Annotated in this window: 18 protein-coding genes and 2 pseudogenes; 7 read left to right on the top strand and 13 right to left on the bottom strand. The window is 72.7% G+C overall.

Features of this window, described 5'->3' with window-relative positions:
- Positions 1-58: 58 nt before the first annotated feature.
- The 3 genes and pseudogenes from pyrE to N8I86_RS20550 all read right to left on the bottom strand — a co-directional run bounded on the left by pyrE (position 59) and on the right by N8I86_RS20550 (position 2592).
- Positions 59-607: an orotate phosphoribosyltransferase gene (gene pyrE / locus N8I86_RS20560; RefSeq protein ID WP_073887685.1), complete on the bottom strand. Its 549-nt coding sequence runs from the start codon at positions 605-607 to the stop codon at positions 59-61.
- Positions 608-617: 10 nt separating this feature from the next.
- A complete protein-coding gene (locus N8I86_RS20555) occupies positions 618-1406 on the bottom strand; it encodes an aldose epimerase family protein (RefSeq protein ID WP_073887684.1) in 789 nt (262 codons plus the stop codon).
- A 354-nt stretch (positions 1407-1760) separates the two neighbouring features.
- A pseudogene (locus N8I86_RS20550) lies at positions 1761-2592 on the bottom strand (SRPBCC domain-containing protein).
- A gap of 126 nt (positions 2593-2718) precedes the next feature.
- Here N8I86_RS20550 and N8I86_RS20545 point away from each other — a divergent pair.
- The gene (locus N8I86_RS20545) at positions 2719-5088 is read left to right on the top strand and encodes a SpoIIE family protein phosphatase (RefSeq protein WP_263278396.1); all 2370 of its coding nucleotides are present in this window, start codon (positions 2719-2721) and stop codon (positions 5086-5088) included.
- Here N8I86_RS20545 and N8I86_RS20540 read toward each other — a convergent pair.
- The 3 genes and pseudogenes from N8I86_RS20540 to N8I86_RS20530 all read right to left on the bottom strand — a co-directional run bounded on the left by N8I86_RS20540 (position 5082) and on the right by N8I86_RS20530 (position 8002).
- Positions 5082-6724: pseudogene (locus N8I86_RS20540) on the bottom strand (polyamine aminopropyltransferase). The gene N8I86_RS20545 and the pseudogene N8I86_RS20540 sit on opposite strands and share 7 nt — an antisense overlap.
- Positions 6725-6843: 119 nt before the next feature.
- Positions 6844-7368, bottom strand: coding sequence for a DUF2617 family protein (locus N8I86_RS20535; protein ID WP_073887679.1), 525 nt, complete (start codon positions 7366-7368; stop codon positions 6844-6846).
- Between the two features lie 295 nt (positions 7369-7663).
- Complete coding sequence (locus N8I86_RS20530) at positions 7664-8002, bottom strand: hypothetical protein (RefSeq protein WP_073887653.1); 339 nt, start codon at positions 8000-8002, stop codon at positions 7664-7666.
- Positions 8003-8143: 141 nt separating this feature from the next.
- On the opposite strand from N8I86_RS20530, the gene N8I86_RS20525 reads away from it, so the two are divergent.
- Both N8I86_RS20525 and N8I86_RS20520 read left to right on the top strand, forming a co-directional pair.
- The gene (locus N8I86_RS20525) at positions 8144-9328 is read left to right on the top strand and encodes a pyridoxal phosphate-dependent aminotransferase (RefSeq protein ID WP_073887651.1); all 1185 of its coding nucleotides are present in this window, start codon (positions 8144-8146) and stop codon (positions 9326-9328) included.
- Between the two features lie 91 nt (positions 9329-9419).
- Positions 9420-10622, top strand: a complete 1203-nt coding sequence (locus N8I86_RS20520; RefSeq protein WP_388933301.1) for a glycosyltransferase family protein — start codon at positions 9420-9422, stop codon at positions 10620-10622.
- Between the two features lie 12 nt (positions 10623-10634).
- On the opposite strand, the gene N8I86_RS20515 is transcribed toward N8I86_RS20520, so the two are convergent.
- Both N8I86_RS20515 and clpB read right to left on the bottom strand, forming a co-directional pair.
- Positions 10635-11165, bottom strand: coding sequence for a type III secretion system chaperone family protein (locus N8I86_RS20515; RefSeq protein ID WP_073887650.1), 531 nt, complete (start codon positions 11163-11165; stop codon positions 10635-10637).
- A gap of 139 nt (positions 11166-11304) precedes the next feature.
- Entirely contained in the window at positions 11305-13902 is a 2598-nt protein-coding gene (gene clpB / locus N8I86_RS20510; protein ID WP_073887648.1) for an ATP-dependent chaperone ClpB, read from the bottom strand.
- Positions 13903-14003: 101 nt separating this feature from the next.
- Here clpB and N8I86_RS20505 point away from each other — a divergent pair, with 101 nt between their 5' ends.
- A complete protein-coding gene (locus tag N8I86_RS20505) occupies positions 14004-14417 on the top strand; it encodes a pyridoxamine 5'-phosphate oxidase family protein (RefSeq protein WP_073887647.1) in 414 nt (137 codons plus the stop codon).
- A gap of 192 nt (positions 14418-14609) precedes the next feature.
- On the opposite strand, the gene N8I86_RS20500 is transcribed toward N8I86_RS20505, so the two are convergent.
- Complete coding sequence (locus tag N8I86_RS20500) at positions 14610-14945, bottom strand: Rieske (2Fe-2S) protein (protein WP_073887645.1); 336 nt, start codon at positions 14943-14945, stop codon at positions 14610-14612.
- Positions 14946-15237: 292 nt separating this feature from the next.
- Between N8I86_RS20500 and N8I86_RS20495 the strand changes: the two genes are divergently transcribed.
- From N8I86_RS20495 to N8I86_RS20485, 3 genes are read left to right on the top strand one after another with little or no spacing between them, the layout of a single operon-like run.
- Complete coding sequence (locus tag N8I86_RS20495) at positions 15238-16254, top strand: helix-turn-helix domain-containing protein (protein ID WP_241840716.1); 1017 nt, start codon at positions 15238-15240, stop codon at positions 16252-16254.
- A gap of 4 nt (positions 16255-16258) precedes the next feature.
- Complete coding sequence (locus N8I86_RS20490; protein ID WP_123437255.1) at positions 16259-17284, top strand: helix-turn-helix transcriptional regulator; 1026 nt, start codon at positions 16259-16261, stop codon at positions 17282-17284.
- The gene (locus N8I86_RS20485; protein ID WP_073887641.1) at positions 17281-18258 is read left to right on the top strand and encodes a helix-turn-helix transcriptional regulator; all 978 of its coding nucleotides are present in this window, start codon (positions 17281-17283) and stop codon (positions 18256-18258) included. Before N8I86_RS20490 ends, N8I86_RS20485 begins: the two co-directional genes overlap by 4 nt.
- On the opposite strand, the gene N8I86_RS20480 is transcribed toward N8I86_RS20485, so the two are convergent.
- From N8I86_RS20480 to dnaJ, 4 genes are all read right to left on the bottom strand, one after another.
- Entirely contained in the window at positions 18221-19264 is a 1044-nt protein-coding gene (locus N8I86_RS20480) for a helix-turn-helix transcriptional regulator (RefSeq protein ID WP_073887640.1), read from the bottom strand. The genes N8I86_RS20485 and N8I86_RS20480 overlap by 38 nt on opposite strands.
- 392 nt (positions 19265-19656) lie before the next feature.
- Positions 19657-20763 carry a sugar ABC transporter substrate-binding protein gene (locus N8I86_RS20475; protein ID WP_073887638.1) on the bottom strand — a complete coding sequence of 369 codons (1107 nt, stop codon included), beginning with the start codon at positions 20761-20763 and terminating at the stop codon, positions 19657-19659.
- Between the two features lie 389 nt (positions 20764-21152).
- Positions 21153-21605, bottom strand: coding sequence for a heat shock protein transcriptional repressor HspR (locus N8I86_RS20470; protein ID WP_073890275.1), 453 nt, complete (start codon positions 21603-21605; stop codon positions 21153-21155).
- 5 nt (positions 21606-21610) lie between these two features.
- The gene (dnaJ, locus tag N8I86_RS20465; protein ID WP_073887637.1) at positions 21611-22780 is read right to left on the bottom strand and encodes a molecular chaperone DnaJ; all 1170 of its coding nucleotides are present in this window, start codon (positions 22778-22780) and stop codon (positions 21611-21613) included.
- Positions 22781-22806 lie beyond the last annotated feature (26 nt).

Genomic DNA, 22806 nt, shown 5'->3' with positions numbered 1-22806 from the left:
CTTTCCAGACACGGGGCGCTGGTCCATGCCCCCGACAAGTCCAGGTCAAAGGGGCGTGTCAGTCCAGCCCCAGTTCATCCTTCGAGAAGGCGAAGACGTACGGCACTCCGGCCTGCTCGGCGATCGCCTCGGCCGCGCCCGTGTCCCGGTCCACGATCGTGGCGACGGCGACGACCTCGGCGCCGGCCTCGCGCAGCGCCTCCACGGCCGTCAGCACGGAACCGCCGGTGGTGGAAGTGTCCTCGACCGCCAGCACCCGGCGGCCCTCGACCTCGGCGCCCTCGATCCGGCGCTGCAGGCCGTGCGCCTTGCCCGCCTTGCGCACCACGAACGCGTCCAGCGTCTTCCCGCGCGCGTGGGAGGCGTGCAGCATGGCCGTGGCCACCGGGTCGGCGCCGAGGGTGAGGCCGCCGACGGCCTCGAAGTCCAGCTCGGCGGTGAGGTCGAGCATGACCTCACCCACCAGCGGCGCGGCCTCGCCGTCCAGCGTGATCCGACGAAGGTCGATGTAGTAGTCGGCTTCCTTGCCCGACGACAGGGTCACCTTGCCGTGCACCACGGCCTTGTCCTTGATCTGCTGCAGCAGAGCGCCACGTACGTCCGTCATGGCGAACAGCTTAGAGCCGGCGCCAGCTCCAGGTCGTCGTCGCCTCCAGCGGCTCCAGGGGCGTGACCAGCCGCGGGTGGGTGTTGAGGCCGTTGGGCGGTCCGGTCTGCGGTTCGACGCACACGGCCTCGGCCTGCTCGTCGTAGACCACCACCCATTCCTCCCGGCTGGTCACCTTCAGCTCCAGCTGCCCGGGCCAGGTGAGGGTGACGTCGACACCGCCGGGCATGCCGAAGCAGTCGTCCCAGGGGCCGGGCTCGACGTCGATGCGGTTGCCGGTGGGCAGGTGGTCGGCGCCGCGCTCCTCCTGCCAGGCGGGCGCGAAGTCCAGCCGGACGTCGTCGCCGCCGAGGCTGCGGTGGAACCACGGGTGCCAGCCGATCTGGGCCGGGAAGGAGTCGTCGTACGTCTCCACGGACATCGTCAGCGTCAGGCTGTCCTCGGCGAGCGCGACGATCTGGGTGACGCGGCCGGGGTGCGGCCAGGGGTCGACCAGCTCGTACGTGATCACCGCCTCGTCCCGCGACACGCGCGCGGTGCGCCAGGCGCCGTCGCGGACGGTGCCGTGGATGGCGTGCGGCGGGGAGTTGAGCGGCATCTGGCGGACGGCGGCGCCGTCCAGGAAGCGGCCCTCGCGGATCCGGCCGCACCACGGCACCATCGGGAAGCAACCGAAGCGCTCACCCTGCCGCAGCAGTTCCGTGCCGCCGATCCGCAGCCCACCGATGCGGCCGCCGTTGCCCGGCAGCACGCTCACCTCCGCGTCGCCCGCGGTCAGCGTGATGTCGTCGTTGCTCACGTCTCGACCCTACTGGGGAGATCAAGAGGACGTCCGCCGGACGCGGACGGCACGCGAACGCCAGGGTGGGGGGCATGAAGTATCAACGCCGAACTGGCCGGCACCGCAGAGATGCTGAACGGCGCGGGTCCCGGCCACCCGGCGGACACGGCCACCCTGCGGCGGCAGCCGGACGGGCCGGTCGCGGTGGCCGACGGGCCGCTCGTGCCCGCGGAACTGCACCCCACCGCCTACTACGTCGTCGCGTGCGCGAGCGCGGAGCGGGCCCGCGAGATCGCCGAACGCGTCCTGGACTTCCCTGTGGTGGCCGTCGAGGTGCGGCCGGTGCACGACTCGTTCGGGACGGGTCAGGGCCTACCGACGGCGGCGCAGGGCGCGTCCGACGACGATCGCCGAGGCCAGTGCCACGGCGGCGGCCGGTGCCGCCCAGCGCAGGACCGTGCTCCCGCCGACGGTCTGGGGGCCGGCACGGGGCGTAGCGCCCGCGCGGCGGCGCGTGGTCGACCTCCTCGGCGCTGCGGCCGATCATCGTCCGGCGCGCGTGCGCGGCCTCGGCGGGCGGCTCGCCCGTGTCGGCGAAGTCCTCGGCGAGACGGTCGGCCGCGTCCTCGCCGTCCGTGGCTTCGGGGCCGAGGGAGGGCGGGGGCACTTCGGTGTCGAAGACGGACGGGGCGGGCGGCTCCTGCGCGGCCGGCGACCGGGGTTCCGGATCCGCCTCCTCCTTCGGGGACCCGGCGGCCGCCTCCGTCTCCGGGGCCCGCGGCGCGTCCGCGTCGGCGAGGGCTTCGACGAAGCGGTTCAGCAGCCGGGTCACCGCCGAAGCCACCGCGTCCGCGGGCAGTTCGGCGATGCGCCCGTCGGCGTCGGCCGTGCCCTCGACGGTGACGGTGGTGCCGCCGTCGGTGTCCGCGAGGCGCAGGGTGAGCGCGAGTTTCACGGTGCCGGCGCCGCGGGCCTCGGTGGCCTCGCCCTCGGCGGCGTACGTGCCGTCCTCGCGGGGGCTGACGCGCACCGCGCCGCGGTAGGTGACGGAGTGTCCGCCGACCCGCACCTTCAGCCGTCCGGCGACCGGTTCGGCCCCGGCGTCCTGCTGGAGTCCGGGAACTGCCCGTGCCACCCGCGCGGGGTCGGCGAGGGCCGCTCTGAGCCGGTCGGCCGGTACCGGGACGAAGACCTGGTGCTCCATGTCGGCTGAGCCTACCCAGGTGCGGCCGGAACGTACCCTCCGCGTACCGGGCGCACCGTCCGCACCGCAGTGCGCCGATCGGCGGCAGCCGGGGGCCGACGGGTCCGGGCGGCACACGGCGGGGGCATGCATGGGGTCGGAGGTGGTGCGGCCGTGGTCGGCGACGACGTGCTCATGCGTCTTGACGAGGGCGGGCGGGTGCTCGAGTGGCAGCGCGCGGCCGAGGAGATGTTCGGCTGGTCGGCCGAGGACACCGTCGGCCAGTCCGTCGCGGCGCTGGTGCGCGGGGCCGCGACGGACGGACCGGTGGGCCGCAGCCGGCTCGACGAGACGCACGCCGTGCTGGTCAGGCCGCTGCTCACGGGTGAGCGGCTGGTGTGGGACGTGCGCAGGGCGGCGGACGCCGCCTCCGGCGAGGACATGGCGATCCTGCGGGCGATGTTCACCCAGTCCCCGGTGGGCCTGCACGTGCTCGACGAACACCTGCGCATCGTCCGCATGAACACGGCCACGCGCGCACTGCGCGGCACCGCCGTGGGCCGGCTGCGGGGCAGGCTCTTCACCGAGGCGTACGGCATCGCCGCCCCCGAGGCCGAGGAGGCGGCGGCGCGCCGGGTGCTCGACAGCGGACGGCCCGAGCTGAACCGGCTCGTACGGGGGACCCGCGCGACGCCGGGCCGGGGCCGCGGCATCTACTCCGTCTCCTACGTGCGCCTGGAGAACGTCCGCGGGGACACCCTCGGCCTGGTCGTCTCCGCGGTCGACGTGACCGAGCGCGAACGCGCGCTGCAGCGGCTGTCGGTGCTGGGCGAGGTGCGCCGCCGGGTGGGCGAGCGGCTGGACGTGATCGCCGCCTGCCAGGAGTTCGTGGACGCCGTGGTGCCCGCGTTCGCCGGCATCGCCGTGGTGGAGGTGGTCGACGACGTGGTGCGCGGCGAGGCCCCGCCCCTGGTCCCGGTCGACCGTGACGTGCCGCTGCGGCGGGCCGCGTTCAGCGGGCGGATGTCGGCCTATCCGCTGGGGGACGTGCGCCACCTGCCCTACGGCACGCCCTTCTCGCGGGTGCTGAGCGACCTGCGGCCGCGGCTGGTGTCGGTGGAAGAGGACAGCCTGTGGCTCACGGCCGATCCGGCGCGGGCGGACGCCATCAAGCAGTCCGCCGCCCACTCGCTGATCGTCGCCCCGCTGGAGCTGCGCGGCGAGGCGTTCGGCGTGGTCAGCTTCTACCGGCACGAGGACGAGGACCCCTTCGAGCAGGACGACGTCGCCCTCGCCGCCGACCTGTGCGGGCACGCCGCCCTGTGCATCGACAACGCCCGGCGCTACGCCCGGGAGCGGGCCATCGCCGCGACCGTGCAGCGCAGGCTGCTGCCCCAGCGGCCGGCCGTGCCGTCCACGGTCGAGCTGGGGCACCTGCATCTGCCCGCCCCCGAGGGCGGCGGCGTGTGGTTCGACGTGATCGGCCTGGCGGGCGCCCGGTCCGCGCTGATCGTCGGCGAGGTGGCGGGCCGGGGCATGGCCGCCGCCACCACGATGGGGCAGCTGCGAACCGTCATCCACTCGCTGGCCGCGCTGGACGTGGCGCCGGACGAGCTGATGGCCCGGCTGAACGACACGGCCACCCGGCTCGCCGACGAACGCGCCGCGCTGCCCACGGGGGACCCGCTGCACCGCGAGCCGCTGACCGCGAGCTGCCTGATCGCCGTGTACGACCCGATCGACCTCACCTGCACCTTCGTACGGGCGGGCCTGTCGGACCCGCTCGTCGTCCCGCCCGACGGCGAACCGGCCACCGTGCCCGTCCCGGCGGGCCCGCTGCTCGCCGGGCCCGGCAACGCCCCGTTCCCGGCGACCACGGTCCCCCTGCCCGCGGGGAGCACCCTCGCGATCGGCACCAGCCTGCTGGCGCGGGAGGTCCTCGCGCCGTCCGCGCCGCTGCGCCCGCTGTTCGACGGCAGTGCCGGCCGGCCGCTGAACGAGCTGTGCGACGCCGTGGCCTACGCCGTCGACCACGGCCGCCCGGCCGGGGACGCGCTGCTGCTGTTCGCCCGCACGACGGCGCTCCCCGCCGGGCAGGTCTTCACCCGTCCGCTGCCGGCGGAGGCCGAGGCCGCTCCCTTCGCCCGCGCGGCGGTGCGCCGCCGGCTGCGGGAGTGGGGCGTCGACCAGGAGACCTCCTTCGTCACGGAGCTGATCGTCAGCGAACTGGTCGGCAACGCGGTGCGGTACGGCGCTCCGCCCTTCCGTCTGCGGCTGATCCTGAACGGCGTGCTGACCTGCGAGGTCACCGACGCCGCCGCGGCCGCTCCGCACATCAGGCACGCCCGTGCCAGCGACGAGACCGGGCGCGGGCTGTTCATCGTCGCCACCCTGGCCGACGCCTGGGGCATGCGGTATCTGCCGGTCGGCAAGACCGTCTGGGCGCAGCAGTCCGTCGGGGACGGCACCGGAGGGACGGACGGCACCGGGGGGAAGGGCGACGCGGCCGCTCAGTAGCGCGGATGCACCAGGGTGGACGGCGGCAGTCCCCCGATCCGGGTGCGGGCGGCGGCCCGCGCGTCGGCCGTCAGCTCGTCCTGGGTCAGCGTCCGCGGCCGCGGGCCGCGCGGGTCGAGGCGCAGCGGGGGTGCCGAGCCGCCGGGGGCCGCGAGCAGGAAGCCCCAGTCGTGGGGGCCCGGGACGCTCCCGAGGAGCGGTCGGGGCCGGCCGCGAATCCGGAGTCCTGGCCGAGGACCCGGTAGGGGCCGGCGGTGAAGCCGGCCGCGCGGAGGGTCGCGGCGACCGTCCAGAAGACCCGGGGGCGGGCGGTGACGGGCCCGGCGTGCACCACCAGGCGGCCCTGCGGGGCCAGCACACGGCGGGCCAGGCCGTAGAACTCCTGCGAGTACAGCTTGGTGCTGGCGGTGATGCCGGGATCGGGCAGGTCGGCGATCACGACGTCGTACGCCCGGCCGTGGGCGCCGCGCAGCCAGCCGAGGGCGTCCGCGGTGGTCACGTGGACGCGGGGGTCGGCGTAGGCGCGGCCGTTGGCGGCGGACAGACCGGGGTCGCTGCGGGCCAGCCGGATCAGGCCGGGGTCGAGTTCGACGATGTCGAGGCGGCGCACCCCGCGGTGGCGCAGCACCTCCCGGGCGGCCAGCCCGTCGCCGCCGCCGAGGACGAGCACGCGCCTCTCGGGGCCGGCGGAGAGGGCCGGGTGGACCAGGGCCTCGTGGTAGCGGCGCTCGTCGCGGCCGCCGACCCGGAGGCGGCCGTCGAGGTACAGGTCGAGGGGCCTGCCGTGGGTGCCGCCGGCCAGGACGACCTCCTGCACGCCGGTCTGGACGGCCACCCGGACGTCGTTGCCGTAGACGGCGTGCCGGGCGGCCCGTTCGAAGTCGTCGGCGAGAGCGGCGGCGGAGCCGAGGACGCCCAGGACGCCGAGGCCGACGAGGAACAGGGTCCAGCGGGCCCGGCGGGTCAGGTCGCGGCGGAAGAGGCCGAGCACGAGGGCGCCGCCCGCGACGACGTTGACGGCGCCGGTGAGCAGGGCGCCGGTCAGCTGGCCGAGGAAGGGCAGCAGGAGGAAGGGGAAGGCGAGGCCGCCGACGAGGGCACCCACGTAGTCGGCGGCGAACAGGTCGGCCACCGCCCCGCCCGCGTCCTGGCGGCGGATCCGCTGGATCAGCTCCATCAGCAGCGGGACCTCGGCGCCGATGAGCAGGCCGATGGCGAGGGAGAAGGCGACCAGAAGACAGCGCGGGCCCTGCGCCCACACCCCGCCCCAGCCGCCGGTCCAGGCGAACACGGCGTACAGCGCCATGGCGCTGCATCCGCCGACGAGCGCCAGGGCCGACTCGACCGCGCCGAACCCGGCGGCGGCGTGCCAGCGCAGCCGTTTGGCGCCGAGGGAGCCGATGCCCATCGCGAACACCATGACGGACAGCACGACGGACGCCTGGGTGACCGAGTCGCCGATCAAGTACGAGGCGAACGCGACGAGTTCGAGCTCGTACACCAGGCCGCAGGCCGCGCAGACGAAGACGCACACGAGGACCAGGAACCGCCCGGTGCCGGGCCGGACGGGCAGCCGTGCCGGGCCGGTCCAGGACGGCGGGGCACCCGGCGGCGCGGGGGCGTGCGGATCGATCACTCTGCGACGTTACGTCACACACTCGGCACGCTTCGTCACCCACACGTGTGGAAGTGGGGGCAGTTGACGTATTCCGGGTTTATGTCGGCCGGGCACGCTCCGCGCGGCTTCGTTCCGGATCAGTCGGGTTGCGGCACGGTGACCCGCGCCCCGACCCGGGTCCGCGTCGCCACCAACTGCCCGTCCTGCGGGTAGGCGTGCCAGGTGCGCCAGTGCACCTGGCCGTCGTGCCGCTGGGCCAGCATCGCGGTGAACGCGTGCGGGCTGCCGGGGAAGACGCCGGCGAGGCCGTGGGGATGGTCGGAGACCAGGGCCAGCAACTCCTGGGCGCGGCCGGCGAACGAGCCGGGGGTGAGCACCTCGACGCGCGCGGCGAACTCGTACTCCCAGTCGCCCACCCGCTTGGCGACACCCAGCGGGAGCGGGGTGCTGGAGCCGGGGATGCAGGCGACCGTCTCCGAGCAGTTGCCGCGCGCCTCCTCGAGGAGCACCTGGTGGGACGCGCCGAGCAGCCGCAACTGCATCTTCGCGCCCATGAGTTCGAGGTCGAGGGTGGCCAGCGCAGGCAGCGGCTCGCGTCCCAGTGCCCAGGCGAGGTCCGCGGCACGCGTATCGGTGTAGGAGGTGTTCAGGGTCGTGAGCATGGATCGGCTCCGCTAACACGCAATGAGGGGGAGATCGGCCATGTCAGCCCAGCCGGTCCGGCCGGGAGGGGAGTCTGATGGGACGTCCGAGGGGCTGCGTTGGCGATTTAGAGGGAATCATGAACAGAGGCGACGCCACAGCGTTTTTACCCAACTTCGTGGGGTTTCCATCCCTCAGAGGGCTCCACAGCTCAACTGTTCAACAACGGCGTGCGCCGGGCGCGCCACCCGAACGGGTGAGCGCCCGCCGGACGTCCTTCTCCGGCGGGCGCGCGGTGAGCTCAGCTGCCCCGTGTCAGCTGCCTCCCCCGCATCCGCCGCCCCCGCCGCACGACGAACCGCCGCCGCAGGACGAACCGCCCCCGCACGAGTGGCCGCCACCGCAGGAGTGGTGACCGCCGCCGTGCCCCCCGTGACCGCCGTGGCCCCCCGACGACGACCCGAAATCGGTCGCGCCGCCCCAGGCCCACCAGCTGTTCCCGCTGTCGTGCGACGACGATGACGAGGAGCGGCTGCGCCCGCCCCGGCCGTTCTTGCCGAGCGAGACCTTGGCGTACCGGTTGCGACGGGACCGGCCCGCCACCGCCGCGACGACCAGCACCGCGATCACCGCCAGGATGATGCCGAACTCCATGGCGCCACCCTCCTTCCGTTCCCCCGAAGCGGCCCCCCGTGGGCGCCTCGCCCGCTGCCGTGTCCGCCGCGGTGACCGGGGGATGCCCGGCCGCCCGAGGGCTCAAAGCAGAGTTGAGGAACTCCAGAGCTTGGACGCAGGATGGCCGGCATGACCTCCACCGCGCGTCCCTATCTGAACCGCCGTCTCGCCGAGTTCGGGACGACGATCTTCGCCGAGATGTCGGCCCTCGCCGTGGCCACCGGGTCGATCAACCTGGGGCAGGGCTTCCCGGACACCGACGGGCCCGAGGAGGTCCGGGAGGCCGCCGTGCGGGCGCTGCGCGACGGACGAGGCAACCAGTACCCGCCGGGGCCCGGCATCCCCGAGCTGCGCTCCGCGATCGCCGCGCACCAGCTGCGCCGCTACGGGCTGGCGTACGACCCCGACACCGAGGTGCTGGTCACGGCGGGCGCCACGGAGGCCATCGCGGCCGCGCTGCTGGCGCTGCTCGAACCGGGCGACGAGGTCGTGGCACTGGAGCCGTACTACGACTCCTACGCGGCGAGCATCGCGATGGCGGGCGGCACCCGGGTCCCGGTCACCCTGCGGCCGCACGACGGCGCTTTCCGCCTGGACCTGGACGAGCTGCGCGCGGCGGTCACCGGCCGCACCCGGCTGCTGCTGATCAACACCCCGCACAACCCGACCGGCACGGTCCTCACCCGCGAGGAGCTGACCGCGATCGCCGAGCTGGCGGTGGAGCGCGACCTGCTCGTGGTGACCGACGAGGTGTACGAGCACCTGGTCTTCGACGACGCCGGGCACCTGCCGCTCGCCACGTTCCCCGGGATGCGCGAGCGCACCGTGAGCATCGGCTCGGCCGGCAAGACCTTCTCCTTCACCGGCTGGAAGGTCGGCTGGGTGACGGCGGCTCCGGAGCTGGTCACGGCGGTCCGCTCGGCGAAGCAGTTCCTGACCTACGTCTCCTCGGGGCCCTTCCAGTACGCGGTCGCCGAGGCCCTGACCCTGCCCGACTCCTACTTCGAGGACTTCCGCCGGTCCATGCGGGAACGCCGGGACATCCTCGCGGAGGGGCTGACGGCGGCGGGCTTCGAGGTCTTCCGGCCGGCCGGCACCTACTTCGTCACCACCGACATCCGCCCCCTCGGCGAGAAGGACGGCTTCGCCTTCTGCCGGGCCCTGCCCGAGCGCGCGGGCGTGGTCGCGATCCCCAACGCGGTCTTCTACGACGACCGGGAGGCGGGGGCGCCGTTCGTGCGGTTCGCCTTCTGCAAGCGGGAGGAAGTGCTGCGGGAGGCGGCACGGCGACTGCGGGCCATGTGAGCGGGTCCTGTACGCGACACAGGTGAACCGATGACGCACTCGGCCGTCCGGTGTTCGCATCGGCGGCCGGGCCCTTGCAAGGTGCGGTGGTGTGACGCACGCCAGCACCGTCCTCGCCCCGCCCGCCGCTCCGCCCGTCGTCGCACCCGCGCCCGCGCCCCCGAAGCGCGGCGGGCCGTCCTTCCGCCGGGCGGCCGCCGTCGCGGTGGGCCTGTTCCTCGGGGTGCGGCTCGTCGGCACCCTGGTGCTCGCGCTCGTCGGGCATGCGGGCGGCAGACACCCCCTGACGCTGCTCGGCCGGTCCTGGGACTCGGTCTGGTACCTGGGGATCGCCGTGCACGGCTACGGCCGCCTGCTGCACCTGCGCGCCACGGTCGTCAGCGACCTGGCCTTCTTCCCGCTGTACCCGGCACTGGTGCGGGCGGTGACCGCGCTGACCCCGCTCGGCGGGATCGGCGCGGGACTGCTGGTGTCGTGGACGGCGGCCGCGGTGGCCGCCGCCGGGATCTACGCCGTCGGCGCCCGGCTGCACGGCCGGGCCGTCGGCACCGTGCTGGTGCTGCTGTGGGGGCTGCTGCCGCACTCGGTGGTGCTGTCGATGGCGTACACCGAGCCGGTGCTGACCGCGTTCGCGGCCTGGTCGCTGTACGCGGTGCTGACCGGGAACTGGGTCTGGGCGGGCACGCTGGCGGCCTGCGCGGGCCTCGCCCGGCCGAACGGGTTCGCGGTGGCCGCCGCGGTGCTGGCCGCCGCCGGCGCCACGGTGTGGCGGCGCCGCGGCCGGGTTTCCCACAGGCTGTGGACGGGCGCGGCGCTCGCCCCGCTCGGCTGGACCGCGTACGTCCTCTGGGTGGGCCTGCGCTCCGGGGACCCGCTGGGCGGCTACTTCGAGGTGCAGCGGCGCTGGGGTTCGCGGTTCGACCTCGGTGAGGGCTCGCTGGACATGGTGCGCCGCTCGCTGCTGCACGCCACCAAGTTCGCCTTCCCGGTGACGCTGGTCATCGTGGCCGTCGCGGTGGTGCTGTACGCGCTCGTGCTGCTGGAGCGGGTGCCGCTGCCCCTGTCGGTGTACAGCGGGGTGCTGCTGCTCGTCGTGATCGGCGGCTCGGGGTTCTTCGAGTCCAAACCGCGGTTCCTGCTGCCGGCGTTCCCGCTGCTGCTGCCGCTCGCCCGGGCGCTGGTACGGACGGCGAGAGCCCGGCCCTGGCACGCGACCGTGGTGGTCGCGGCCCTGGCCGGGCTCGGCTACGTCTACGGCGCGTACCTGGTGGTGTTCGGGCGCGCGCCTCTGTGACGTCCGGCGGAGTTACTCTCCGTCGTCCTGCTGCTCGTCGGCCTCGTCGACCTCCTGCTCGATGCCGAGCTGCTCGACGAGCCACTTGTCGAACTCGATCGCGGCCCGCACCCAGCTGACCGTGGACGAGACGAAGTGGTTGATGTCGACGCCCGTGCCGATCAGCATCTGGGCCTCGCCGATCAGCCGGACCGTGCCGTCGTCGTGGGTGTGGGTGTAGACCTTGGGCCACAGGGTGCGGCGGTTCCAGTCGTCGACGGACTCCAGCAGCTGGGGCTTCTCGTCGATCTTGTGGGGGCGGTCGTAGAAGGTCCGCACCGAGAAGACCGCCTGCTCGGCCTCTCCACGGAACATGAAGTACGTGCGGAACTGCTCCCACGGAGCCGCGAGGTCGCCCTCCTCGTCCACGACGTACTTCAGCTCCATCTGGTCGAGGAGCTGCTTCACGAGGTCCTGATCCGGGACGACGGGGCCCGCAGGCCCTTGGGGCTGCGGCTCTGGCTGGCCCCCGAAGTTCGGAATCGAGGACGGGTCGATGCTCACCGTGTTTTTCCCTTCATGCGGATTCCGTCATCCTCCCCCATGCGGGGAGGGGGGTGGCAAGCCCCGGCCGCCCCGTGTCAGCCCAGGGCTTACACGGGGCGCACGCGCACCGGGGCGCCCCGCGTCCGCGTACCCCCGGCTACAGGGTCTTCCCGGTGTCCGGGCCGACCAGCAGGCCGTCACCGAAGCGGTCCACGCGGACCGTGTCGCCGTCCTTGATCTCGCCGGAGAGGATCTCCTTGGCGAGCCGGTCGCCGATGGCGGTCTGGACGAGGCGGCGCAGCGGCCGGGCGCCGTACGCCGGGTCCATGCCCTCCTCCGCGAGCCAGGCCAGCGCCTCGGGGGTGACGTCCAGGGTGAGCCGGCGCTCGGCCAGCCGCCGGCCGAGCCGGTCGAGCTGGAGGGCGGCGATCCGCTCCAGCTCGGGCTTGGTCAGCGCCGAGAAGACCACCAGGTCGTCGAGCCGGTTGAGGAACTCCGGCTTGAAGGAGGTCCGGACCACCTCCAGCACCTGCTCCTTCTTCTCCGCCTCGCCGGTGAGCGGGTCGACCAGGAACTGGCTGCCCAGGTTGGAGGTGAGCACCAGGATGGTGTTACGGAAGTCGACCGTACGGCCCTGTCCGTCCGTCAGGCGGCCGTCGTCCAGCACCTGGAGCAGGACGTCGAAGACCTCGGGGTGGGCCTTCTCCACCTCGTCCAGCAGCACCACGCTGTACGGGCGGCGGCGGACGGCCTCGGTGAGCTGGCCGCCCTCCTCGTAGCCGACGTAGCCGGGAGGCGCGCCGACCAGCCGGGCCACGCTGTGCTTCTCGCCGTACTCCGACATGTCGATGCGGACCATGGCCCGCTCGTCGTCGAAGAGGAAGTCCGCGAGCGCCTTCGCGAGTTCGGTCTTGCCGACACCGGTCGGGCCGAGGAAGAGGAACGAGCCGGTGGGCCGGTCGGGGTCGGCGATGCCGGCCCGGGAGCGCCGTACGGCGTCGCTGACGGCGCGTACGGCCTCGGTCTGGCCGATGAGCCGCTTGCCCAGCTCGTCCTCCATGCGCAGGAGCTTCTGCGTCTCGCCCTCCAGCAGGCGGCCGGCCGGGATGCCGGTCCAGGCGGCGACGACGTCGGCGATGTCGTCGGAGCCGACCTCCTCCTTGACCATGGTGTCCTTGGCGGCCTCCTCCTCGGCCCGAGAGGCGGCCTCCAGCTCCTTCTCCAGCTCCGGGATCTCGCCGTAGAGCAGCTTGGCCGCGGTGTCGAAGTCGCCGTCGCGCTGGGCGCGTTCGGCCTGGCCGCGCAGGTCGTCCAGCCTCTCCTTCAGCTCACCGACCCGGTTGAGGGACTGCTTCTCCTTCTCCCAGCGGGCGGTCAGGCCGCGCAGCTCCTCCTCCTTGTCGGCGAGGTCGCGGCGCAGCTTCTCCAGGCGTTCGCGGGAGGCCGGGTCGGTCTCCTTGCCGATCGCCAGCTCCTCCATCTTCAGCCGGTCGACGGCGCGCTGGAGTTCGTCGATCTCGACGGGCGAGGAGTCGATCTCCATGCGCAGCCGGGAGGCGGACTCGTCCACCAGGTCGATGGCCTTGTCCGGCAGGAAGCGGGAGGTGATGTAGCGGTCGGAGAGGGTGGCCGCGGCGACCAGCGCGCTGTCCGCGATCTGCACCTTGTGGTGGGCCTCGTAGCGGCCCTTGAGGCCGCGCAGGATCGCGATGGTGTCCTCGACGGTCGGCTCGGCGACCAGCACCTGCTGGAAGCGGCGCTCCAGCGCCGGGTCCTTCTCGATCCGCTCCCGGTACTCGTCCAGCGTGGTCGCGCCGACCATCCGCAGCTCACCGCGGGCCAGCATGGGCTTGAGCATGTTGCCCGCGTCCATGGCCGAGTCCCCGCCGGCGCCGGCGCCGACCACCGTGTGCAGCTCGTCGATGAAGGTGATGATCTGGCCGTCGGAGTCCTTGATCTCGGCGAGGACGGCCTTCAGCCGCTCCTCGAACTCGCCGCGGTACTTGGCGCCCGCCACCATCGCGCCGAGGTCCAGCGCGACGAGCCGCTTGTCCTTCAGCGACTCGGGCACGTCACCCTTCACGATCCGCTGGGCGAGCCCCTCGACGACGGCGGTCTTGCCGACGCCCGGCTCGCCGATGAGCACGGGGTTGTTCTTCGTACGGCGGCTCAGCACCTGCACCACCCGGCGGATCTCCTGGTCCCGGCCGATGACCGGATCCAGCCGGCCCTCGCGCGCGGCGGCGGTGAAGTCGGTGCCGAACTTCTCCAGGGCCTTGTACTGGCCCTCGGGATCGGCGGTGGTCACGCGGCGTCCTCCCCTGGCCTTCCGGAAGGCCTCCAGCAGCTTCTTCGCATCTGCGCCCTGCCCCGCGAGCATCTCGCCGGCCGCGCCGCCCTTCGCCGCGATGCCGATCAGCAGGTGTTCCGTGGACAGGTAGTCGTCACCGAGGTCCTTCGCGCGCTCGCCGGCGTCGGCGATCACGGCCAACAGGTCGCGGTTGGGCTGCGGCGGCGCGACCGTGGAACCGGTGACGCTGGGCAGCCCGGCCAGGATCCGCTCCGTGCCGGAGCGTACGGCGGCCTGGTCGGCGTCGACGGCGGCCAGCAGATCGGTGATGTTCTCGTTGTCCTGCCCCTGGAGCAGAGCCAGCAGCAGGTGGGCGGGGGTGAGGTCCGGGTGTCCCTCGGTCACGGCGCGGTTGCTCGCCGCGTTGATCGCGTCCCGGCTCCTGTTGGTCAGCTCGGCGTCCACGTGTCCGTACTCCTCCTCGGCCTCTCTCCACTGCTGACTACACCAGCGTACACAAAGTTGAGTCGAATCCACTCAAGGTGCGGTGGGGTTAGCTTTCGGGCATGACGACCCACTCCGTAGACCCGACTGCCCCGGACGAGCCGTACCTCGCCTTCTGGCGCGAACGGCATCTGTGCACGCTCACCACGCTCCGGCGCGACGGCAGCCCGCACGTGGTGCCGGTCGGGGTGACCTACGACCCGGATGCGGGGCTGGCCCGGGTGATCGCCAACGGGTCGAGCGCCAAGGTCGCGCACGTGCTGGCGGCCGGGGCGGAGGGCGCCCGGGTGGCGGTGTGCCAGGTGGACGGCCGGCGCTGGGCGACGCTGGAGGGACGCGCGCACGTCCACACCGCGCGGGAGCGGGTGGCGGAGGCGGAGCGGCGGTACGCCGAGCGGTACGAGCGGGTGCCGTCGCCGAATCCGGCGCGGGTCGTGATCGAGATCGCGGTGCGGAGGATGCTGGGGCACGGGTGACGGGAGTGCACCCGCGTCCGGCCGCGACAGGGCCGGCCACCGTCGGCGGACGGCTGATTTCGGCCAGGGTGGAGACCCGTCGATAGCGTGAAATGTCCCCGCAGAACTGCAGCGGCGTCACCGTGTTCAGGTCACGGTGACGCCGCTGCGGGGGGAAGCGCCTGAGCGATCTTTTACGACGGGGGAATCGCGTCAGGCACTGCGGGGGGTGGCCGAGATGGTCCTCAGGTCGGAGTCCTCCGGCTCGGTCAGCCGGTGGTCCCGCTGGTCCAGGTTCACAAAGATCATTCCGTACCGGATCGCGCAGCGCACCGGCTGGGGCGCACCGCGCGGCTTGCGCAGGCACCGGAACGCCCGCACATCGCCGTCCTCGTCGCGGGTGACGACGACCGGCTCACCGAAGACGGGCACCATCAGCGAGTCACCACTGTGGGGGATGGCGGTGACCAGGTCGATGAAGTGCCAGCCGGATCGGTAGGCGGTGGCCATTTCGCGCCGGAAGGAGCGGTCGTCGGGTGGAGTAGTCATAGTCAGTCCCAGACGCTGTCGTCCGTGCTGACCGGAGTCTCGACGCCGACAGCGACCGTCCCCGTTGTCCGAGCACCACTCGCCCCGTGACCGTCCCCCTGCACGCCGGAGAGGCCGGCCAACGTTCCGAAGGCCGCAACGGCGGAGAAGGCGGCGACAAGCACCGAGCGAAGCATTCTCTTACGCATAGTCGGCTTCGTCCTCACTTGAAGGTCCCCTCTTCCCCCGTCGAGTAAGACGATGGCTCATTCGGGCACGTCATGACCACACGATCGGTGCATCATGTTCCTGCATGTTCAGGACCCTGGGGGGTGGAGATTTGGCAACAAATGGGACTAAGGCGACACATCCCCACGCGGTTACCGACTTGTGTGAGGAAGGAAACCGTCTCTATGCGACGGCGCTGCGCACCGGACGTATCGCCCGAGCCGATGTCGAGACCGCCCCTTGCCTGATGGAGTTCGCCCTCCTTCACCCCGATCCGGACGACGCCGACTGGCTGCGCCCGGTTCCCCCGACCCTGGCCCTCGCACAGCGCCTCCACCCCCTGGAGCAGGAGATCACCGAACGGCGGCGGCTGTCCGTCGCCCTCGCCGATGTCTTCGAGCCATTCATGGCCCTCAGCACCACCCAGGAGAGCACGCCGACCCACTCCATCACGGTCCTGGAGGGACTCGACCGGATCAACGCGGCGCTCGATCTGGCCACGTCCCACTGCCGGACCGAGATGCTCACCGTGCAGCCCAGCGGCCGGCGCCGCCCCGAACAGCGGCTCATCGAGGGGCTGGAGCGCGACAAACCGCTGATCGAGCGCGGGGTGCGGATCCGCACGCTCTACCAGCACACGGCCCGGTACAGTCCCGACCGGCTGGCCTACGTCGACCACTTCGCCAACGGCAAGGTGGAGTACCGCACCATCGACGAACTCGTGGACCGGCTCATCGTCTGCGACGAGACCGTCGCGTTCATCCCCATCCAGGACGACCGCCAGGTGGCGCTGGAACTGCGCCACCCCGGCCTGGTCCGCTACCTGATCAAGGTGTTCGAGTTCATGTGGGACCGGGCGGTGCCGCTCAGCGCCGGAGCGCCCTACGAGACCGCGCCCGACGGCATCACCGACATCCAGCACTCCATCGCCAAGCTCCTCGTCGAGGGCCACGTCGACGAGGCCATCGCCCGCCGTCTCGGCATGAACGTGCGCACCTGCCGGGCCCACATCGCCAAGCTCGCCCAGGCCCTCGGCAGCGGCAGCCGCGCCCAACTCGGCTATCTCATCGCCCAGTCCGGCATGCTCGACCGGGACCACTGACGCGATGACCGGGCCGGGGGCGAGAGGCACGGAGACACACCACACCGAGCACGACGCCGACGACCTGTGCGCGGCGGGCACCGCGGTCTACGAACGCGCCCTACGCGAGGGGCACGTGGGCACCGGGGAGGCCGGGCACGCGCCCTGTCTGCTCGGCCTCGGGCTGCTGCGGCCCACGGCGGACGACCCCCGGCGCCTGGAGCCCGCCCCGCCGGCGGTGGTGCTGCACCGGCTGCTGCGCGCGTCGGCCGACCGGATCGCCGACGAACGCCGCCGCGAGGTCCTGCTGGCCGAGGCGTTCGAACCGCTCATGCGGATCGACGGCCGGCGGACCGAGGACGCCGCGGACACCCCGACCCTCCGGGTCCTCAGCGGCACCGCCCGGATCAACGAGGCCATCACGGAGGCCATGGGCGCGGCACGCCGGGAAGTGCTGTGCGTCCAGCCCCACCACGAGCTGAACACCGCGCGCGGCCACGCCTCCCGGCGCACCGCCGTTCCGCGCGACCAGGCCCTGCTGGACCGCGGCGGCCGGATGCGCACGCTGTACCAGCACACCCTGCGCCATCTGCCGGCCGTCGCCTCCTACTACGAGCAGCTCACCGGGGACGCCGAGGCGCGCAGCCTGGACGAGGTCACCGAGCGGCTGATCGTCATCGACGGCGCGGTCGCCTTCCTCCCGGCGAACGCCGACGGCACCCTCGCCCTGGAGGCCCGGCACCCCGCGCTCATCACGTACTTCGTGACCGTCTTCGACCGGCTGTGGCGGCTGGCCACCCCCATGTACCCGCAGGCCGTCCGGCGGCCCTCCGTGGGCGGTGTGACCGCCCGCCAGCGGTCCATCGCCGCGCTCCTCGTCGAGGGCCACACGGACGCGGTCATCGCCGAACGGCTGGGGATGAACGTCCGGACCGCCCGCGTCCACATCGCCCGGCTCGCCGCCACCCTCGGCAGCGAGAGCCGCGCCCAGCTCGGCTACCTCATAGGGCGGTCCGGGATCCTCGACCGGCAGGAGGAGACGGCCCGGTGAACCACCGCGAGCACGGCGTCGAGGAGCTGTGCGCCGCCGGCGAGAAGCTCTACGAGCGTGCCCTGCGGGACGGCCACCTGCCCGCCGCCGAGGCCGCCGAGGCGCCCTGTCTGACCGGCCTCGGCCTGCTGCACCCGGCCGTCGACGACCTCGCCCGGCTGGAACCCGTCGCCCCGGCCGCCGTACTGAACCGCTTCCTGCGCACCTCCCGCGCCCGGATCACCGAGGAACGGCGCCGCGAGGACCGGCTGCTGCAGCTCTTCGCGCCCCTCCTGCACACCGGCAGGCGGGACGCGCCCGCCGACACGCCCACCCTGCGCCTGCTCAGCGGCACCGAGGCCATCAACCGCGCGATCGGCGACGCCATGGCGGAGGCCGCCAGCGAGGTGTGCTGCGTGCAGCCCAACACCCACTACCACGACGAGCGCGGGCGGATCGCCCAGTCCCGGTCCCTGGAGCGGGACCAGGCGCTGCTCGACCGGGGCGGCCGGCTGCGCACCCTCTACCAGCACACGCAGCGCCATCTGCCGCTCATCCGCGCCCGCTACGAGTCGCTGCGCGGCCGGGCCGAGGCGCGCACGCTCGACGAGCTGCCGGACCGGCAGATCATCATCGACCGCGCGGTGGCCTTCCTCCCGGCCGACGACGACCAGCGGCTCGCCCTGGAGGTGCGCCACCCGGCCCTGCTGGGCTTCTTCTCCACCGCCTTCGACCGGCTGTGGCACCTGGCCACCCCGATGTACCCGCAGGCCGTCCAGCCGCCCTCGCTGGGCGGCGTCACGCCCCGCCAGCGGGCCATCGCCGCACTCCTCGTGGAGGGCCACACCGACGCGGTCGTCGCGGAGCGGCTCGGCATGAACGTGCGCACCGCGCGGCTGCACATCGCCAAGCTCGCCGCCGCCCTCGGCAGCGAGAGCCGCGCCCAGCTCGGCTACCTCATCGGACGGTCGGGGATTCTCGATCAGGAGCGGTGAAGGCGCCGGCCGCCCGCCCGGGGCGGTGCCCGTCCAGCCCCACCTGGGCGATGCGGACGCCGAGTTGGGTCCGGCTGGCCGCGCCGAGCGTCTCCGACAGCCGGGCGATGTGGGCCCGGCAGGTGCGCACGCTGATACCGAGCCGCTCGGCGATCACCGCGTCCTGGTGGCCCTCGGCCAGCAGCGCGGCGATGGACTGCTCGCGGTGCGAGATGCCCTCGATGCCGGTGTCGGGCAGCGCCGCGGTGAGCGGGATCGCCAGGCGCCACAGCCGCTCGAAGACCGTCACCAGGTACTCCACGAGGGCGGGATGACGCAGTTCCAGGGCCATCGTGCGGTCGGTGTTGGCCGGGATGAAGGCCACGGTCCGGTCGAAGAGGATCAGCCGGTCGATGACCTCGTCCAGGGTGCGCGCCTCGACCGTGTCACCCATCAGCTCCAGGTAGTTGAGCAGTCCCTGGCCGTGCCGGGCCACATGGGTGTACAGGTCGCGCATCCGCACGCCCCGGCCGCGCAGGGCCAGCGCCCGGTGCAGCCCCTCGGTCAGCTCGGCCTCCCGCCGGATGCCGCCGGGCTGCACGGTGAGCACCTCGGTCGTGCACGCCTCGGTCGCCTCGTCCATCGCGGCCTGGATGCGGGAGAGCCCGTCCAGCACCCGGATGGCACTGCCCTCGGCCGGTGCCGCCAGCGCGTTCAGCTGCCGTCCCAGGCCCGCGTACCACTCGAAGGCGGCCACCGCCGAGCCCACCCGCCGCTGGCTGGCGCTGACCTCGTCGTAGACACCGCGCAGCAGCCTGGTCATGACCTCCTGCGGGGAGGTCGGCACCAGCCAGTCCATGTCGTCGGGATCCGGGTGCAGCAGGGCCAGTTCCAGCAGACAGGGCACCTGATCGGCGTCCGTGCGCCGCACCCGTCCCCGGCGTACGGCGCGCGAGTACACCCGGTCCCCGGCCCCGCACAGCCGGTCGGCACCGTGAGGATGCTCCTCCGCCCCGCGCCCGGCCATCGCCCATTCCACCCCCGGTTGCTGCCACTTCCGCAGCGCAACTATGCGCGGCGTCGACCGGGTCCGCAACACGGCTCCCCCCACGAGGGCCGCCGTAAACCGACGTTATGCCCACGTTTCGTCCAGGCTCCGCACCTCGCATTGCAACAAGATGATGGTGGTGGTCCGGCCATCACCGGGGCATCGTTGTTCCCGCTTCCCCCGGGTGCCACGGGCATCCGGAGCGGCCCCGGCCCGGGCACCCCCCGCCCCCGCCGGGGCCGCCGCATCGCTCCCACGGGGGTGGTGCGATGCGGGGAGGGCCGCAGGGGCCGGTGCCCGCCCCACGGCTTCGAGCCGTACGACACGGGGTCGTACGGCTCGAGGTCGAGCGGCCGCCGGGCGGCCGGGTGTTACTTCAGGCCGATCGCCGAGCAGGCCGCCTTGTACTTGGCGGTGCAGATGTCGCCGACGCTGTAGATGCCGTCCGCGACGACGGTGTCCTTGATGTTGTCCTGCGTCAGCGCGCTCACCTGGACCAGCTTGGACGGGATGTCCTTGGCGGTGGGGCTGTCGACCTTGTCCTGGGTGAGGGCGTCGAACTGGATGTCCTTGCCCTGGACCTTGGTGACGGCCATCTGCGCGGCGGCCTCGGCCTCGTCCGGGTAGGACTTGTAGACGCTCATGTACTGCTCGCCGGCCACCACCCGCTGCACCGCGTCGAGTTCCGCGTCCTGGCCGGTGATCGGGGGCAGGTCGGTGACGCCGGCGTTCTTGAGGGCCTTGATGACACCGCCCGCCATGCCGTCGTTGGCGGCGTAGACGGCGGCGATGTTGTTCTTGCCGATCTTGGCGATCGCCCCGGCCATCTCGGACTCGGCGTTCTCCGGCTTCCAGCCCGGGGTGTCGAAGGAGTCCGCGATCGTCACCTTGCCGGTCAGCTCCGACAGCGCGCCCTGCTTGAACTGCTTGGCGTTGGGGTCGGTGGGCGAGCCGTTCACCATGACGATCTTGTCGGAGGTGTCGACGCCCGATCCCAGCGCCCCCAGCAGGGTGCGGGCCTGCACCTCGCCGACGAGCTCGTTGTCGAAGGAGATGTAGGCGTCGATCGGGCCCTCGGCGAGACGGTCGTAGGCGATGACCGGGATGCCCGCGTCCTTGGCCTTCTTCACCCCGTCGGCGACCGCGTGGGAGTCGACGGCGTCGAGCAGGATGACGTCGACCTTGCTGTCGATCATCTGCTGGAGCTGGTCGGCCTGGCGGGTCGCGCTGGCGTCGGCGTTGGCGTACTCCACCTTGCCGTGCTTCCTGGTGAGCTCGGCCACCTTGTTCTTGATGATGGGGTAGTCGAACTTGTCGTAACGGCTGTTGGCCTTCTCCGGCAGGAGCAGACCCACGACCACGTCGTCGCCCTTCGTGGGGCTCGCGCTGGCTCCGTCTCCCGTCGCGTCGAGTACGCCGCAGCCGGCGACCGAGAGGATCAGCGTGGACGAAGCCACGGATATGGCGATACGACGCATTCGAGGGCTCACTTCAGGTGTGTTCCGGACGTGGGCGCTGCTATACGACCCAGGTGTCTGAAAAGACAACTTCGAGCCGCCCACCGGCGTCAAGCGGAATCACTTAACGAGTCCGCAACACCACGCTCCGCTGCTCCTGTGAAGGGTCAGCGGAATCACCTCCAAACTCTCTTTACGGACCCTCCATCCAAGCGGAGTTCACGGGAAGGCAAAGACCCGGACAACCGGGGCGGTACGCCCGGGGCCCCGATCCGAAGTCGCACGTACCGCTTCCCCCGATTCGAGCAGAAGACCGAACGAACCCGGCCACATCCGCGGCCGGAGCCCGGCACGACGAGAGGGGCCCGGACGTCCGGGCCCCTCTCGTCGTGCGTGTCGTACCGCGCGGGTCAGTCCGCCTGCTGCTGTCTCTTGGGCCGCCACACCACCAGCGCGCTGGTCTGCTGGACCTCCTGGTACGGGACCAGGTCGCGACGGTAGGAGGCGTGGACGGCGGCCTCGCGCTGCCGCATCGCGGCCGCCGCGCCGTCCAGGGCCGCCTCCATCTCCGCGACGCGGGACTGGAGCGCGGCGACCTGGTTCTCCAGCTCGATGATCCGCTTGATGCCGGCCAGGTTGATGCCCTCGTCCTGCGACAACTGCTGCACCTGCCGGAGCAGTTCGATGTCACGGGCCGAGTAGCGCCGGCCCCGGCCCGCGGTGCGGTCCGGGGAGACCAGCCCCAGGCGGTCGTACTGGCGCAGCGTCTGCGGGTGGAGTCCGGAGAGCTGGGCCGCCACCGAGATGACGTAGACCGGGGTCTCCTCGGTCAGTTCGTACGGATTACGCCGACGGCCGTCCATCACTCTCAAGCTCCCTTCGCGGCCTCGAACAGCTCCGCCCGCGGGTCCTCGCCCGCGGTCGCCTCGCGATACGCCTCCAGTGCGTCACGAGCCTTCCCCGACAGGTCCTGGGGAACACTCACCTCGACCGTGACCAGGAGGTCGCCGCGGGTGCCGTCCTTACGGACCGCGCCCTTGCCCCGCGCCCGCATCGTGCGGCCGTTCGGAGTGCCGGGCGGCAGTTTCAGGGTGACGGCGGGGCCGCCGAGGGTGGGAACCCGCACCTCGCCGCCGAGAGCCGCCTCGGCGAACGTGACCGGCACGGTGACGGTGAGGTTGTCGTCCTTGCGCCCGAACACCGGGTGCTCGCCGACGTGCACGGTGACGTACAGGTCGCCCGCCGGGCCGCCCCGCTCGCCGGGCGCCCCCTTGCCGCGCAGCCGGATGCGCTGCCCGTCGGTGACGCCCGCCGGGATGCGGACCTGCATCGTGCGCGACGACTTGGCGCGCCCGCTGCCCTTGCACTCCAGGCAGGGGTGCTCGGCGATCAGGCCGCGGCCCTTGCAGTCGGGGCAGGGGTCGGTGAGCGAGAAGCCACCGCCAGAGCCCCGGGCGACCTGCCCGGTGCCGACACAGGTCGGGCACACCCGCGGGGTGCCGTTCTTGTCGCCGGTGCCGGAGCAGGCCTTGCAGGGCTGCTGGGACGTCATCCGCAGCGGGACCGTCGCGCCCTCGATCGCCTCGGTGAAGCTGAGGGTGACCTCGGTGTCGATGTCCTGGCCGCGCCGCGGCTGGGTACGGGTCGTGCCCGTGCCGCCCCGGTTGAACAGGCCCCCGAAGACGTCTCCGATGCCGCCGCCGAAGCCTCCGCCGCTCTGGGCGTTGCCTCCGAAGAGGTCACCCAGGTCGAAGTTGAAGGAGCCGCCGCCGGCACCCGGCCCGGGGCGGAAGCCGCCGTTGCCGAACAGGGTGCGCGCCTCGTCGTACTCCTTGCGCTTCTTGGGGTCGCCGAGCACGTCGTTCGCCTCGGAGATCTCCTTGAAGCGCTCCTCGGCCTTGGCGTTGCCCTTGTTGGCGTCCGGGTGGAACTCGCGGGCGAGCTTCCGGTACGCCTTCTTGATCTCGGCCTCGGTGGCGTCCTTGGGGACGCCGAGGACCTTGTAGAAGTCCTTCTCGATGAAGTCCTTGGTGCTCATCCTCGACGTCCCTCCTCTCCTGCGTC

Origin of the sequence: Streptomyces albidicamelliae (assembly GCF_025642175.1) — a bacterium.
GTDB lineage: Bacteria > Actinomycetota > Actinomycetes > Streptomycetales > Streptomycetaceae > Streptomyces > Streptomyces albidocamelliae.
The sequence above is the reverse complement of the archived record's forward strand: the minus strand, read 5'-3'. Positions and strand labels throughout refer to the sequence as shown.

Excerpts from the sequence above, each read along its gene's own strand:
- pyrE (WP_073887685.1), bottom strand. The coding sequence starts at position 607 with ATGACGGACGTACGTGGCGCTCTGCTGCAGCAGATCAAGGACAAGGCC.
- N8I86_RS20545 (WP_263278396.1), top strand. The coding sequence starts at position 2,719 with ATGCATGGGGTCGGAGGTGGTGCGGCCGTGGTCGGCGACGACGTGCTC.
- N8I86_RS20535 (WP_073887679.1), bottom strand. The coding sequence starts at position 7,368 with ATGCTCACGACCCTGAACACCTCCTACACCGATACGCGTGCCGCGGAC.
- N8I86_RS20530 (WP_073887653.1), bottom strand. The coding sequence starts at position 8,002 with ATGGAGTTCGGCATCATCCTGGCGGTGATCGCGGTGCTGGTCGTCGCG.
- N8I86_RS20525 (WP_073887651.1), top strand. The coding sequence starts at position 8,144 with ATGGCCGGCATGACCTCCACCGCGCGTCCCTATCTGAACCGCCGTCTC.
- N8I86_RS20505 (WP_073887647.1), top strand. The coding sequence starts at position 14,004 with ATGACGACCCACTCCGTAGACCCGACTGCCCCGGACGAGCCGTACCTC.
- N8I86_RS20500 (WP_073887645.1), bottom strand. The coding sequence starts at position 14,945 with ATGACTACTCCACCCGACGACCGCTCCTTCCGGCGCGAAATGGCCACC.
- N8I86_RS20495 (WP_241840716.1), top strand. The coding sequence starts at position 15,238 with ATGTTCAGGACCCTGGGGGGTGGAGATTTGGCAACAAATGGGACTAAG.
- N8I86_RS20490 (WP_123437255.1), top strand. The coding sequence starts at position 16,259 with ATGACCGGGCCGGGGGCGAGAGGCACGGAGACACACCACACCGAGCAC.
- N8I86_RS20480 (WP_073887640.1), bottom strand. The coding sequence starts at position 19,264 with ATGGCCGGGCGCGGGGCGGAGGAGCATCCTCACGGTGCCGACCGGCTG.
- N8I86_RS20475 (WP_073887638.1), bottom strand. The coding sequence starts at position 20,763 with ATGCGTCGTATCGCCATATCCGTGGCTTCGTCCACGCTGATCCTCTCG.
- N8I86_RS20470 (WP_073890275.1), bottom strand. The coding sequence starts at position 21,605 with ATGGACGGCCGTCGGCGTAATCCGTACGAACTGACCGAGGAGACCCCG.
- dnaJ (WP_073887637.1), bottom strand. The coding sequence starts at position 22,780 with ATGAGCACCAAGGACTTCATCGAGAAGGACTTCTACAAGGTCCTCGGC.